The organism is Polaribacter sp. Q13, assembly GCF_016858305.2.
Classification (GTDB): domain Bacteria; phylum Bacteroidota; class Bacteroidia; order Flavobacteriales; family Flavobacteriaceae; genus Polaribacter.
Window position 1 is genome coordinate 3,484,111 of record NZ_CP074436.1, and the last position, 13,790, is coordinate 3,497,900.

The 13,790-nt window shown below is 29.4% G+C and carries 11 protein-coding genes; 6 read left to right on the plus strand and 5 right to left on the minus strand.

Annotation, left to right across the window (positions count from 1 at the left end; genetic code table 11):
• The first annotated feature begins 65 nt into the window (after window positions 1-65).
• The 3 genes from rpsA to JOP69_RS14730 all read left to right on the plus strand — a co-directional run bounded on the left by rpsA (window position 66) and on the right by JOP69_RS14730 (window position 4,643).
• A complete protein-coding gene (gene rpsA / locus JOP69_RS14720; protein ID WP_203393660.1) occupies window positions 66-1,877 on the plus strand; it encodes a 30S ribosomal protein S1 in 1,812 nt (603 codons plus the stop codon).
• A 512-nt stretch (window positions 1,878-2,389) separates the two neighbouring features.
• Window positions 2,390-3,781, plus strand: coding sequence for a phosphoglucosamine mutase (gene glmM / locus JOP69_RS14725; RefSeq protein ID WP_215602611.1), 1,392 nt, complete (start codon window positions 2,390-2,392; stop codon window positions 3,779-3,781).
• Window positions 3,782-3,785: 4 nt separating this feature from the next.
• A complete protein-coding gene (locus JOP69_RS14730) occupies window positions 3,786-4,643 on the plus strand; it encodes a hypothetical protein (RefSeq protein WP_252191123.1) in 858 nt (285 codons plus the stop codon).
• Between the two features lie 26 nt (window positions 4,644-4,669).
• Here the strand turns inward: JOP69_RS14730 and JOP69_RS14735 are convergent, their stop codons facing one another.
• On the minus strand, window positions 4,670-5,563 hold the full coding sequence (locus JOP69_RS14735; protein ID WP_203393658.1) for a lysophospholipid acyltransferase family protein: 894 nt from the start codon (window positions 5,561-5,563) through the stop codon (window positions 4,670-4,672).
• An 84-nt stretch (window positions 5,564-5,647) separates the two neighbouring features.
• Between JOP69_RS14735 and JOP69_RS14740 the strand changes: the two genes are divergently transcribed.
• The 3 genes from JOP69_RS14740 to JOP69_RS14750 all read left to right on the plus strand — a co-directional run bounded on the left by JOP69_RS14740 (window position 5,648) and on the right by JOP69_RS14750 (window position 8,147).
• Window positions 5,648-6,304 carry a rhomboid family intramembrane serine protease gene (locus JOP69_RS14740; protein ID WP_203393657.1) on the plus strand — a complete coding sequence of 219 codons (657 nt, stop codon included), beginning with the start codon at window positions 5,648-5,650 and terminating at the stop codon, window positions 6,302-6,304.
• 148 nt (window positions 6,305-6,452) lie between these two features.
• Entirely contained in the window at window positions 6,453-6,998 is a 546-nt protein-coding gene (locus JOP69_RS14745) for a Smr/MutS family protein (RefSeq protein ID WP_203393656.1), read from the plus strand.
• A gap of 15 nt (window positions 6,999-7,013) precedes the next feature.
• The gene (locus JOP69_RS14750) at window positions 7,014-8,147 is read left to right on the plus strand and encodes a cysteine desulfurase family protein (protein WP_203393655.1); all 1,134 of its coding nucleotides are present in this window, start codon (window positions 7,014-7,016) and stop codon (window positions 8,145-8,147) included.
• 68 nt (window positions 8,148-8,215) lie between these two features.
• On the opposite strand, the gene JOP69_RS14755 is transcribed toward JOP69_RS14750, so the two are convergent.
• From JOP69_RS14755 to JOP69_RS14770, 4 genes are all read right to left on the minus strand, one after another.
• Window positions 8,216-9,766, minus strand: a complete 1,551-nt coding sequence (locus JOP69_RS14755) for a hypothetical protein (protein ID WP_203393654.1) — start codon at window positions 9,764-9,766, stop codon at window positions 8,216-8,218.
• 144 nt (window positions 9,767-9,910) lie between these two features.
• Entirely contained in the window at window positions 9,911-10,261 is a 351-nt protein-coding gene (locus JOP69_RS14760; protein WP_203391676.1) for a transposase, read from the minus strand.
• A gap of 444 nt (window positions 10,262-10,705) precedes the next feature.
• Window positions 10,706-11,929 (minus strand): thioredoxin fold domain-containing protein, encoded by a 1,224-nt coding sequence (locus JOP69_RS14765; RefSeq protein ID WP_203391677.1) that lies wholly within the window; start codon window positions 11,927-11,929, stop codon window positions 10,706-10,708.
• Window positions 11,930-12,504: 575 nt separating this feature from the next.
• On the minus strand, window positions 12,505-13,722 hold the full coding sequence (locus JOP69_RS14770; RefSeq protein ID WP_203391678.1) for a thioredoxin family protein: 1,218 nt from the start codon (window positions 13,720-13,722) through the stop codon (window positions 12,505-12,507).
• Window positions 13,723-13,790 lie beyond the last annotated feature (68 nt).

Sequence of the window (13,790 nt, forward strand, 5' to 3'; positions counted from 1 at the left end):
ACAACTCTTTGCGTTTATATCGTTAAAATCTGATAAACAATAAGATACAAAATTATTATTCAGAAATGTCTGAAGAAACAAAAAACACTGAAGAGCAATTAGTTGCTACTGAAGTACAAGAAACAGCGACTCCAGCTGTAGATCCACAACAATTTTTAGCTGATTTTAACTGGCACAAATACGAACAAGGTATTGAAGCTGTTGATGAGGAAAAATTACAAGCATTTGAAAAAGCGTTAGAAGGAACTGTAGGTTTTGTAAACGAGCGTGACGTAATTGAAGGAACTGTAATCAGAATTACTGATAGAGATGCAATCATCGATATCAACTCTAAATCTGAAGGAGTTATTTCTTTAAACGAATTCCGTTACAACCAAGGTTTAGCTGTTGGAGATAAAGTAGAAGTATTAGTTGACAAAAGAGAAGATTCTTCTGGTCAGTTAGTATTATCTCACAAAAAAGCAAGAGTTATTAAAGCATGGGAACGTGTTAACAATGCTCATGAAACTGGTGAAGTAGTTAACGGTTTCGTTAAATGTAGAACTAGAGGTGGTATGATTGTAGATGTTTTCGGAATCGAAGCATTCTTACCAGGATCTCAAATTGACGTTAAGCCAATTAGAGATTACGATCAATATGTTGAGAAAACAATGGAATTCAAAGTTGTTAAAATCAACCACGAATTTAAAAACGTTGTTGTATCTCATAAAGCTCTTATTGAAGCTGATATTGAATTACAGAAAAAAGAAATTATTGGTCAATTAGAAAAAGGACAAGTATTAGAAGGTATTGTTAAAAACATTACTTCTTATGGTGTCTTTGTTGATTTAGGTGGTGTAGACGGATTAGTACATATTACTGATTTATCTTGGTCAAGAATCAATCATCCTAATGAGGTTGTAGAATTAGATCAAAAATTAAACGTTGTAATTTTAGACTTTGATGATAACAAATCTAGAATTCAATTAGGTTTAAAACAATTATCTGCTCATCCTTGGGAAGCTTTAAACACTGACTTAAAAGTTGGAGATAAAGTAACTGGTGAAGTTGTTGTTTTAGCTGATTATGGTGCGTTTGTAGAAGTAGAACAAGGAGTAGAAGGGTTAATTCACGTTTCTGAAATGTCTTGGTCAACTCACTTACGTTCTGCACAAGATTTCGTAAAAGTTGGAGATAAAGTTGAAGCTCAAATTTTAACTTTAGACCGTGAAGACCGTAAAATGTCTTTAGGTATTAAACAATTACACCCAGATCCTTGGACAGATATTACTACTAAATATCCTGTAGGTTCTACTCACACTGGTACAGTTCGTAACTATACTAACTTTGGTGTATTCGTAGAATTAGAAGAAGGTATTGATGGTTTAGTTTATATCTCAGACTTATCTTGGACTAAGAAAGTGAAACATCCTTCAGATTTTGTAACTGTTGGTGATAAGCTTGAAGTACAAGTATTAGAATTAGATGTAGAGAACAGAAAGTTAAACTTAGGTCATAAGCAAACTCAAGATAACCCTTGGGATGCACATGAAGCTACGTATGCAATCGGTTCTAAGCACACAGGAACAATCAAAGAAAAGAATGATAAAGGAGCAGTTGTAACTTTCGCTGATGGCGTAGAAGGATTTGCACCTACAAGATTCTTAGAAAAAGAAGATGGTTCTAAATTAGAAAAAGGAGACACAATAGAATTTGTAGTTTTAGAATTCTCTAAAGAATACAGAAGAGTTGTTGTTTCTCATACATCTTTATTTAAAGAGCAAGAGAAAAGAAATGTGAAAGTTGCCGTTAAGAAAGCAGCAGAAGCAGAAAAAACTACCTTAGGAGATATTGGTGGTCTTGCAGCATTAAAGAAAAAAATGGAAGAAGGTAAATAATCATTTACATTTCTAATATATTTTAAAAGCCGATACAACTTGTATCGGCTTTTTTTGTGCCTTAAAACTTCTAACAACTTTGAGGTTTCCCATATTCAAAAAATTTATTTTTTGAATACTGAATACTGAATACTGAATACTGAATACTGAATACTGAATACTGAATACTGAATACTGAATACTGAATACTGAATACTGAATACTAAATACAGAATACAGCCAACACTTTCTCTGGGCGTTCCCTAAAAAGGTCGGGCTTTTCACTGTATCTTTTTATAGCTGTCATTGCGAAGTTTACTTTTTAGTAAACTGTGGCAATCTCATCATTAATTAACAGATTGCTTCGTTCCTCGCAATGACGCTTTTTAATAAGGGCTATAAAAAGGATGCCGTTACAATCCCTAACGCACACTTTTGCTAACATATAGCGTGCACAAAATTAACAGCTCACTAATTTATTTTATCACTTAATAGAATTATATTTGTTCCGCTTAAAAAGACAACCATAAAATATGACATTAATAAAATCAATATCAGGAATTAGAGGAACCATTGGTGGAAAAACTGCTGATAATTTAACACCAATAGATGCAGTAAAGTTTGCTTCTGCTTACGGTGCATTTATTAAAGCAAGAAATGCAGGTAAGAAAAAAATAAAAGTGGTTATTGGTAGAGATGCTCGTATTTCTGGTAAAATGATATCTAGTTTAGTAGCGAATACGTTAGTTGGTTTAGGAATAGATGTAATCGATTTAGGTTTATCTACAACACCAACCGTAGAAGTTGCTGTACCTTTAGAAAAAGCAGATGGAGGAATCATCTTAACCGCTTCTCACAATCCAAAACAATGGAATGCTTTAAAATTATTAAACGAAAAAGGAGAATTCTTAAACGGAGCAGAAGGAGAACAAATTTTAGCTTTAGCAGAAAGTGAAGATTTCTCTTTTGCAGAAGTAGACGATTTAGGTTCTTACAAAAAGAACAAAAAATACTTAAAAAAGCACATTAAAGAAGTCTTAAAGTTAGATTTAGTAGATGTAAAAGCCATTAAAAAAGCAAAATGTAAGGTAGTTGTAGATGGAGTAAATTCTACAGGAGGAATTTTTATTCCTGCTTTATTAAAAGAATTAGGTGTAAAATGTATTGAATTATACTGTACACCAAACGGACAGTTTCCTCACAATCCAGAACCATTAAAAGAGCACTTAACAGATATATCTGAATTAGTAGTTAAGAAAAAAGCAGATTTCGGAATTGTAGTGGATCCAGATGTAGATCGTTTGGCTTTAATTTCTGAAGACGGTTCTATGTTCGGAGAAGAATATACATTAGTTGCTTGTGCAGATTATGTTTTAGGGAAATTAGGAGGAGGAAATACGGTTTCTAATTTATCATCTTCTAGAGCCTTAAGAGATGTTACCCAAAAACATGGCGGAACATACACTGCTTCTGCAGTTGGTGAAGTAAATGTGGTTATCAAAATGAAAGAAACCAATACAGTAATTGGTGGAGAAGGAAATGGCGGAATCATTTATCCTGCTTCTCATTATGGTAGAGATTCTCTAGTAGGTGTTGCTTTGTTTTTATCGCATTTAGCAAATAAAAAAATATCTTGTAAAGAATTAAGAGATTCTTACCCAAGTTATTTTATGAGTAAAAATAAAATTCAGTTAACACCAGAAATAGATGTTGACAAGATTTTAGAAACAATGGCGTCTACCTATTCTAACGAAGATGTTAATACAATAGATGGTGTAAAAATTGATTTTGCAGACGAATGGATTCATTTAAGAAAATCGAATACAGAACCAATTATTAGAATTTATACAGAAGCAAAATCACAGCAAGCTGCAGATGACTTAGCAGTAAGATTTATCAATGAAATTAAAGCAATTATAGCATAATATTTTGAAAAATAAATTAATTATAGGTTCATTTTTATTAATGAGTATCTGTGCTTTTTCACAAGAAAAAAAGACAGAAGATTTTAAAAAAGTAGATAAAATAACAAATAAAGGAAAGTTCTTTTTTTATTGGGGATGGAATAGGGCTAATTATTCTAATTCTGATATTCATTTTAAAGGAGATAATGGTAGCTACGATTTTACCTTACATAATGTAAAAGCAAAAGACAGGCAGACTCCGTTTAGTTTTAATGATTACTTTAACCCTGGAAATATTACGATTCCTCAGAATAATTATAGAATAGGTTATTTTTTAAAGGAAAATTATACAATTTCTATTGGTGTAGATCACATGAAGTATGTAATGGTTGCAGACCAAACAGTAAAAATTGATGGCGTTATTACAAATTCTGGTAATCCTGATTTTGATGACGTTTATAACAATAAAGATATAGAATTAACCAAGAATTTTTTACAACTAGAGCATACAGATGGTTTAAACTATGTAAATGTTGAGTTTAGACGATTTGATGAAATTGGTCATTTGATAGGTATAAACCATAAAAACTTTCAAATAAACCTTAGTGAAGGTTTAGGAGCTGGTATTTTATATCCAAGAACAGATGTAACTTTATTTAATCAAGAAAGACATGATGAGTTTCATATTGCCGGTTGGGGAGCTTCTGCTGTAGTTGGTATAGATTTAACTTTCTTTAAATATTTCTATATTCAATCAGATTTAAAGTTTGGTTATATAAATATGCCAGATGTTCAAACTACCTATAATCCAAATGATGGAGCATCTCAAAGTTTTACTTTTTTTCAGAGAAACATACTTATAGGAGGAAGATTTCGCATATAAAAATTATAAATAAAGTACTAAAAGAATTATAAAAACTCTTTTGGTACTTTATTTCTATGTTTAAAACGTTTGTGAGACCATAAATAAACCTCTGGTTGGTTTCTAATATTCCTTTCCGTTATTTCTAAAAACTTATCGGTAAGTTGGTAATCTTTATATTCTTTTGGGTTTTCAGTAATCAATTCAAATTCTACTTCATAATAACCTCTTTTAATTTTTCTTGTCGTCCAATATACAAAAGACATATCGTACCTTTTAGCTAATGCTTCGGCACCCGTATGAATAGGAACTTTTATTCCCATAAATTCAGACCAATAATGAGTTTTATTTATTATTGGAGATTGATCGCTTAACAAAATATAAATTCCTTGTTTTTTATTTACAAAATTCCTGTGAATATTTCTTATTGTATCTGTTGTTCTATACAGTGTTCCGCCAAATTTAGAGCGAGACATTTTAACAACCTTTTCAAAATACTTATTTTCGACCTTAGTATAAGCAGCATAAAAATCTGGTTTTTTAATTTGTAAAGGTAAACCCGTAAGCCATTCCCAATTTGCTTGATGAATTCCAACTAACGAAATACTTTTTCCGTTTTTTGCAACTTCTTTAAGTAAATCAATATTTTTATATTTTATTCTTTTGGAAATTTCTTTTTCGGAAATTGTAAAGGTTTTTATCGTTTCTACAATAAAATCGGAAAGATGTCTAAGAAAACCTTTACTTATTTTTATAATTTCTTTCTCACTTTTTTCAGGAAAAGCTAAACGTAAATTTTCTAGTACAACTTTTTTTCTATAACCAATAATATAGTAGTTTAAGTAGTAAAGTCCATCGGAAATTAGGTATAATATCCTCATAGGAAGTTTAGAAAATAACCAGATGAAAGGATATATAAGACTAAAGACTATTAAATGCATGGAGTATTATTTTAGATTGCAAATATCGGATATAAATTTAAATTGATATAGTATTAGTAAATCAGATTTTAGTAAGTTTGTTGTATGATGAATAATATAAATCAAGCAGTTTTATTACTAATTATAGCCAATGTTTTGGTTTCTATGAAAGGGTTTAAGGATTATGCTTTTCTAGACAAATATAAATTTCAAGTAGGTAAAGTTTTATCTGGCGAAAAAATAAGAACAATTACCTCTGGTTTTCTGCATGTTGATTGGATGCATCTTGGTTTTAATATGTATGCTTTATATCTTTTTGGAGATATTGTAGTACATATTTTAGGAGTTGTAAATTTTTTAATTATTTATTTTGGTAGTCTATTAGCAGGCAGTTTATATTCACTTAGATACCACAAAAATGATCCTTATTATAGTGCCATAGGTGCCTCTGGTGCAGTTTCTGGTATTGTATATGCATCTATACTTTTATATCCGGGAATGGAACTGTATTTATTTTTTATTCCAATACCAATTCCTGGTTATATTTTTGGAGTTGGGTATTTACTATATTCAATTTACGGAATGAAAAAGCAATTGGGTAATGTCGGTCATTCTGCACATTTAGGGGGAGCTATAGGAGGTTTTGTAATATCACTTTTATTAAACCCTTCATTATTTAATACAAATAAGATTTTAGTTATCTCATTGGGTATCCCAATTATTTTGTTATTACTTTTTGGTGATAAATTAAAAAATTTATAAAAAAAGATAGCTGTTTTAAAGACATCTTTTTGCGCATAATTTTATTCTGAGAATTTATACTGTTTTTAGGAGAAACCTATTTCATCTTGTTATTTTTGTAGCGAACATATCTTTGTAAAGTTTTAGTAGAATTAATTTAAAATTTAGAATGAATTTAGAAATTGGAAATAAGGTAGCCGTTTTAGATGATGTTCTAAAAGGAAAAGTCATCAATATTAATGGTGATGAGATTTTTGTAGAAACTACGGATGGTATGGTGTTTAAGTTTCATTCGTCTGAGTTAGTTAGAATTGATGTAGAGCAACATGAATTATCTAAATATAGCGATATAAATAATGCTTTATTAAAAGATAAGATAGCCCAAAATCCACCGAAGAAAAGTTTATTCAAAAAGGAAAAAAAGGAAGTGATTTTAGAAGTCGATTTACATATAAATAAACTTGCAAAATCTACAAAATATATGGATAATTATGATATGTTAAATCTTCAGCTAGATACCGCAAAAAACAAAGTAGAGTTTGCTATTTCTAAAAGAATTTCTAAAGTAGTCTTTATTCATGGAGTAGGAGAAGGAGTATTAAGATCAGAACTTCAAAGATTGTTAAGTAAATACCCTGTTAAATTTTATGATGCTTCCTATAAGAAATATGGATTAGGAGCAACAGAGGTTTACATTTTTCAAAACCCTAATTAATTGTAATTTTAAGTTATGAATACTGTTTATTTAGATAGCGCAGCAACCACACAAATAGATGATGAAGTTATAGATGTAATATATACTTCTATGAAAAGTAATTATGGTAATCCTTCATCAATTCATCATTTTGGAAGAAAAGCAAAAACTGCGGTAGAAACTGCAAGGAAAAAAATTGCGAAACATTTTAATGTAACTGCAAGTGAAATTATTTTTACTGCAGGAGGTACAGAAGCAGATAATTTAATTTTACACAATGCTGTTTTTAATCTTGGAGTTAAAAGAATTATTACATCTAAAATAGAGCATCATGCCGTTTTACATACGTGTAATCATTTAGAAAAAACACATCACATTATTGTAGATTATGTTGATGTTGATGAATTTGGAACAGTTAATACTAAACATTTAGAAGAACTTTTATCAGCTTCAAAAGAAAAAACATTAGTAAGTTTAATGTTGATAAATAATGAAATTGGTAACATTTTAGATATTGATACTATTGCTGTAATTTGTAAAAATAACAATGCATTATTTCATTCAGATACTGTACAAGCTATTACTCATTATCCAATTGATTTACAAAAAATACCTGTAGATTTTATTGTAGCAAGTGCACATAAGTTTCATGGACCAAAAGGTGTAGGGTTTGCCTTTTTTAGAAAAGGATTTGGAATTTTACCGATGCTTCATGGTGGCGATCAAGAAATGGGAGCTAGGTCTAGTACAGAAAATGTACATGCAATTTTAGGCATGGAAAAAGCATTAGAAATTGCAATTAAAAATTTAGATAAGGACAAAAAAGATATAGAAAATTTAAAAGGATATTTTATGACTGAATTAAAGAGTCTTTCTAAAAATATTCAGTTTAACGGACTTTCTTCAGACTTAGAAAAAAGTAGTTATACCATTTTAAATGTGCGTTTTCCTTTTACAAATGAGATGCTTTTATTTAGTTTAGATATGGCTGAAATTGCTGTTTCTGGTGGAAGTGCATGCCAAAGTGGAAGCAATAAAGGTTCACATGTTTTAAGAGAAATTTTAAATGATGCTGATGCCGATAAAACTTCAGTTCGTTTTTCTTTTTCAAAATATACTACAAAACAAGAAATAGACTTTGTAGTAAATTATTTAAGAGAAAATATTTAAAATAAGGTGTTAAATATAAAAACATCGCTAGTATTAAAAAATATTTTTAATACTAGCGATGTTTTTCATTATTTCAACTTCAAAAAAGATATGTTATACTTTAAACCAAGGTTGATAAAAGGGCTACTTAATTCGCCTCCTTTTGCTTTTACATAACCTGCAGCTGCTCTTAAATTTAACGTTTTAGAAAGCTCATAATTAAATCCTAAACTAGGTTTTATAATTAAACCTTGCCCTGTACTAATGTTTCCTCCACCTGCGGCACCTCCTAAAACTTGTGTAAAAAAGGAAGTAGAATTATTTAACATCGGATTCGTTTTTAAACCTAAACCAACCAAACCTTCTGCATAAGCACCTGCATTACCAAAATTGGCAAAAGAAGTTTGACCAGCTACAAATATATTTTTATTTAAATCTAAATTTACTTGTAAAGAAATTTGATGCATGTGTTCTGTTACATCTTCCATTCTTTTGGCATTAAAATACATGTCTTGCTTTACAATTACCTCAAAACCTTTAAATTTTCCTTGTGTAAAAGAATTATTTTCGATTTTTACACCATTTCTCTCTATATAATATTTAATACCAACTCCAAAAGTAGAGGTATAAAAATCTTTATTGGGAGTTAATAAATACCCTTTGTTAACGGATACATAAATGTCTTTAAATAGTTGTTGTTCAAGTGATATGTCTGGGTAGAATAAAAAACCTCCTTTACTATCTACTCCGCCACCGCCACCAGCACCAATACCAAGTTTAGCTAAAATGTTGGTTCTGTTATTGTTCATGGATAAATGATAACCTCCACCTAAAAAAACATCCATATAACCAGCTCTAATGCCATCATAGGCGCCATCTACTTTTAAAAATGTAAACCAGTTTTTGTTTAAGTAAGATGTATATTCAAACCCAGCTAATTTTATGGTTTTACCTTCTAAAATTTGATTATCTGTAGATCTAGCCTTGCTTAAAACTTTTAAATTATTAAAGTGAACCATTAAAGAATTTCTTTTTGGATTTTGATTCCAACGAGTATTTTCAAAATGATTTAAATCTATTTCTTTTTCTGCCGATTTATAATTTGAATATTCAAAATCTAAAGGAATTTCTAAAGCAACATTTAGTTGATGTCCTTTAATTTCTCCACCATCAAAAAAGTTAATATAACTCCAACCTCCATTTATTGAAAAGTCTTTAAAATCATAACCTAAATTAAAATGAGGTAAGATAAAAGCACCACCACCATCTGGAGCACCCGCACCACCACCACCACCAAAATGAAAACCGGTATCTGCATATAATTTTTTAGAAAAATATTTTTTAAGACCTGCATTTACACCTAATGTAAAAAAACCTCCTCTAATGCCGGAAATAGAACCATAAAGTCCAACACCTGTATAGAACTCATCATTTAAAAATAGATTATAATGAATTCCTGTAAATCCCATATTTGGCTCATTAAAATTAAGAGGAGTTGCATTAGTGATAGGCATATCTATGGAAAGGAAATCTATTTTTGCAAATCCTTTTTGTGTTATTTTCTTCGGAATATTTTCTGTTTGAGAAAATAGTATTTGTTGAGAAATAAGTACTATAAATAAAAAAATAATCTTTTTCATAAAGTGATTTTTATCTTTTTTTGATGGTAATAATTACTGTTTTAGAAGTAGGAGTATTACTAATATCTGCTTTACTTTTTAAAGGTACGAGTACATTGGCTTCTTCCGTAAAAGGTTGCTACAACAGATGTACTTGAAGCATTATTACAGACTGATTTGTTTTAAAAAAGCAGCAAATTCACTAGTAATTCTAGTGCCTTTTGCTACTAATTGCCAATCTCTTATCACTAATTTTTTAGAATTATCATCAATCCAACGCCTTCTAATAACATGTAGAAAAACGTTTTTACCTCGGATTGGAAAATCTTGAATAGTTGCTTCTGGAAAAAAGCCTTTAGAACTTAATTTTAGTCCTATGAATTCATCAGGAATTGTATTTAATTCTGTAAAATGGAAATGTAGTTCTCCTTGTTTTACCTCGTGTTTAGTTAATTTAAAATAATCAACAAGAATTTCTGGTAATAGTAATTTAGCAAGTTCAATTGAAGTATCCAAAATAGAAATAATTTTAAAGTCAAAGTTCTTCCTTTTTATTTTACTCCACAACTTTTTGTGTTGATCCGTAATTAGATAAAGATTTTGAACTAGTTTCTGTTAAGGCTGATTATAAGTCTTATAAAATTAATTTTTACTTTAGGATATAAAATATCTATCTATTTAATATATCGCTTATCCCTTCATATAACGAATTTATTTTAAGAATAGAAACTCAAGTGTTTCGGCTAAATCTTTGAATACTATACTTTTTAAGTTTGCATTCATTTCTAAAACCTCTTAAAACAACAAAAACCCACTTTATTACGGTGGGTTGTTGTTGTGGTATATCTAATTGCTCTTTGGATTTTATACAGAGAACTAGAACCAAGATTAACATGCTTATGGTTTACACGTATATAATTGGTTGAGATAATATTTATTTCAAATTAAAAAAAATAGCTTTTATATACTTTTAATTTCTTCTTTAAATTCTAATAATTTAGGGTCTATTTCAATTCCTAAAGATTTCATTATTTCAATATTTTTATTCACGTTTTCTAGTGCTTTTTCTTTATTACCTTGCCTCTTATAAAAAACTGCTAAAGTCCAACTAAACATAGGGTTTATTACTTTTCCTTCAGTAAGAGCAATTATTTCCTCTGCATCAGTAATGGCTCTTTCTGTAATGTCAAGTTTTATAAATGTTGAATCTATAGCCACTTTCATTAAGACATTAATAACTAATCCAGTTCCAGACCTTATGTTTCCCTTTTTTAAATATTTTTTACCATATTTCATACTGTGATTGTACAACTTAAGATGCTCTTTATTGTCTCCGTAAAAACTTGAAAGTAATAGAACTTCGGCCTCTTGCTGACTTTTCATTTCATATTCATTTTTTGCTTTTTCAATGGCCTCCTGAAACTCCTCTAAACTTAATTTTACCGTAAGGCTAGATAAATACTGGAAGATGGTTACTCGAAGTAATTTATCGTAAGCTTCCTCATGAGCTCCATCAAGCTTTATAAATTTATCTTTATTATCAAGTAAGAACTTGTACTTTTCACTACCATATTTAAGGGAATTGGAGATAGATAAAATTGTAATTATATCTGTATCTAAAATGTCTTCAGCGTTATAACTCCCTAAGAAATCTTCAGCTATTTGTGTTGCTTCTTTATACTTACGCTCATTATTTAAAGCCATTATATAGTCAATAATAAACTTTGGATTCCGTTCTCCACTTGTATATTTTTTTACAATAGCGTCTTTTTGTCTTGATGGGTCTACAGCAATTTTTGCCTGCTCAATTAAAACATTTGTATCACAATAGCCAATTTGTGTATGTACCACCTTTCCTGATGCATCTATAAATAGCATGGTTGGATAGCTATTAACTCCATATTTTTTTTGAAGTTCAATGCCTTTGCCTTTTTCCATGTCTATTTTTATATTGACAAAATTATCATTTAAGTAGTCACCAACGTCTTTTTGCGTAAATACCTCTTTACTCATTTTTTTACAAGGTTCACACCAAGTTGTATAGCAATCCATAAATATTAATTTATTTTCTTTTTTATCTTTTTCTAAAGCTTGTGCAAAAGTGCCGTGCTCAAAATTAATACCTTGAGAGAATATCGTTGTAAACACACAGCTTACAAATAATGTTAAAACTATTTTTTTCATTGTTATTCTTTTAATTTAGATTTACTTTGTTTTATAAACTTTTAATATGGTTATCGAAGAATGCATATTATTGATTCACCTTTCTTATTTTCTTCATAAAAGACATTAAAATGTCTTAATGCTTCGCCAAATAATACAAAGTTTCATGTATTCTTTTTTTTGGAATCCTGATAGTGGAGAAGGGCTTCCATATCTTGTTTGCACTTTTTAATTTAAGCATATAATTCCTATAAGGTTTCAATACTTTTTGCTTTCTTCTTTAAATATTTTGCAATTCTTATTCAAAAAATCTACAACTTTTATTGTTAAAAAATTTCTTTTGACAACATTTTACAAGGGCCACACTAATCTGTATAACAATCTATAAAAACCAATTTGGTTTCTTTTTTACCTTTTTCTAAAGTTTGTGCAAAAGTTCCATGCTAAAATTTAATGCCTTGTGTAAATACATTGAGGTATAGCACTACTGCTAGTATAATTCCTAATAAGTTCTTCATATATTTATTTTTTGAAAATTATATAGAAACTAATAATTGGTAAATACTTATTTATCTAAAAAAATATGAATTAACAGACTACTTTAAAGTTTCTAATTTCTTTTTAATTCTGGTTATATGCCCATCTCCGCATTCTAGATCCCTAACTAATTCAACAGCTTTATTATAGGATTCTTTAGCTGCTTTTTTATTTCCTATTAAGTTCAAATAATCTCCTTTTGTATCCCAAAGCTTAAATTCACTAGGAAATTGTTTTAAACCTGAATTAATTATTTTAAGCATTCGTTTGGCTTGTTTTAAGGATATTAAATCTTTAGCTTGGTAATACATGCCTATAGGACAATTTGAATAAGTGAAAGCATTTAATTCATCTTTTTCTTTTAAATGAATTAGAAGCTTATCGCTCCAATCCATATATCTGTCTAAATCTTTTAAAGTATTCAAGCTATATGTGGCTTCACTAGAGTAAGTGAGCTCTTCAAACTTATCCTCTGAATTGGCGTCTTTATAAACTTCTGCTAATCGACCTTGAATAGCAGCAAGATATTCTCTAAATTTTAAGTCGCTTCTATAGGCTGCCTTACTAATAGATGAAGAATTTGAAATTAATATAAACCTTGTTAAGTCTTCAACAGGTATCACTTTTTTCCATGCTTTGTAGTTATTATATATATGCTCTAAAATGGGGTGGCCATTATTTGAACTATTGTAATATTTTGTAATTAAACTAAAATCTTCCTTGTTCATCAACTCCTTAGGTTGTTTAACAAAAAAGTACCATGCACACATTTCATTTATTTGATCATACCAAACTTTCTTTTCTTCTTTAGGCAAGGTTGCTTTGTAAACAATACTATTTTTAATCATGTCACGTACATAATCAAGATCTCTATTTCCTTGTTCGTATGCTTCAAATTGTTGAAGGAATGGTAATTTATCTCCTACAAATTCCTTTGCAAAATTTAAAAATAGTGTTCCTTCTAAAATAGAATTATCTACACGTTTCTTTTGATTTCCATTTTCATCTAAGACAAAAAGTGTAGGAAAAGCAGAAACTTTATATTTCTTAGCCAGTTCAACTCCTTCTCCTTTTTCTGCATTTACTTTAATTGAAACAAAATGTTCATTCATATATTTTCCGACTTCTTTCAATGGAAAAACATTTTTGTTCATTACTTTACATGGTCTGAACCAGTCTGTATAGAAATCAATGAATAATAATTTATTTTCTTTTTTTGATTTTGTTAATGCTTCATCAAATGTTCCGTGCTCAAATTGTATTCCTTGAGATAACATTGAATTATAAAATAGATAGACTATTAATACTAATATTTTTTTTTCATTATAATAATAAAACGAGGTTA

Bases quoted from the DNA above. Each gene is read 5' to 3' on its own strand.
- JOP69_RS14755 (WP_203393654.1), bottom strand. From the start codon at position 9,766: ATGAAAAAGATTATTTTTTTATTTATAGTACTTATTTCTCAACAAATA.
- rpsA (WP_203393660.1), top strand. From the start codon at position 66: ATGTCTGAAGAAACAAAAAACACTGAAGAGCAATTAGTTGCTACTGAA.
- JOP69_RS14735 (WP_203393658.1), bottom strand. From the start codon at position 5,563: ATGCATTTAATAGTCTTTAGTCTTATATATCCTTTCATCTGGTTATTT.
- JOP69_RS14740 (WP_203393657.1), top strand. From the start codon at position 5,648: ATGATGAATAATATAAATCAAGCAGTTTTATTACTAATTATAGCCAAT.
- JOP69_RS14750 (WP_203393655.1), top strand. From the start codon at position 7,014: ATGAATACTGTTTATTTAGATAGCGCAGCAACCACACAAATAGATGAT.
- JOP69_RS14765 (WP_203391677.1), bottom strand. From the start codon at position 11,929: ATGAAAAAAATAGTTTTAACATTATTTGTAAGCTGTGTGTTTACAACG.
- JOP69_RS14770 (WP_203391678.1), bottom strand. From the start codon at position 13,722: ATGTTATCTCAAGGAATACAATTTGAGCACGGAACATTTGATGAAGCA.
- JOP69_RS14745 (WP_203393656.1), top strand. From the start codon at position 6,453: ATGAATTTAGAAATTGGAAATAAGGTAGCCGTTTTAGATGATGTTCTA.
- glmM (WP_215602611.1), top strand. From the start codon at position 2,390: ATGACATTAATAAAATCAATATCAGGAATTAGAGGAACCATTGGTGGA.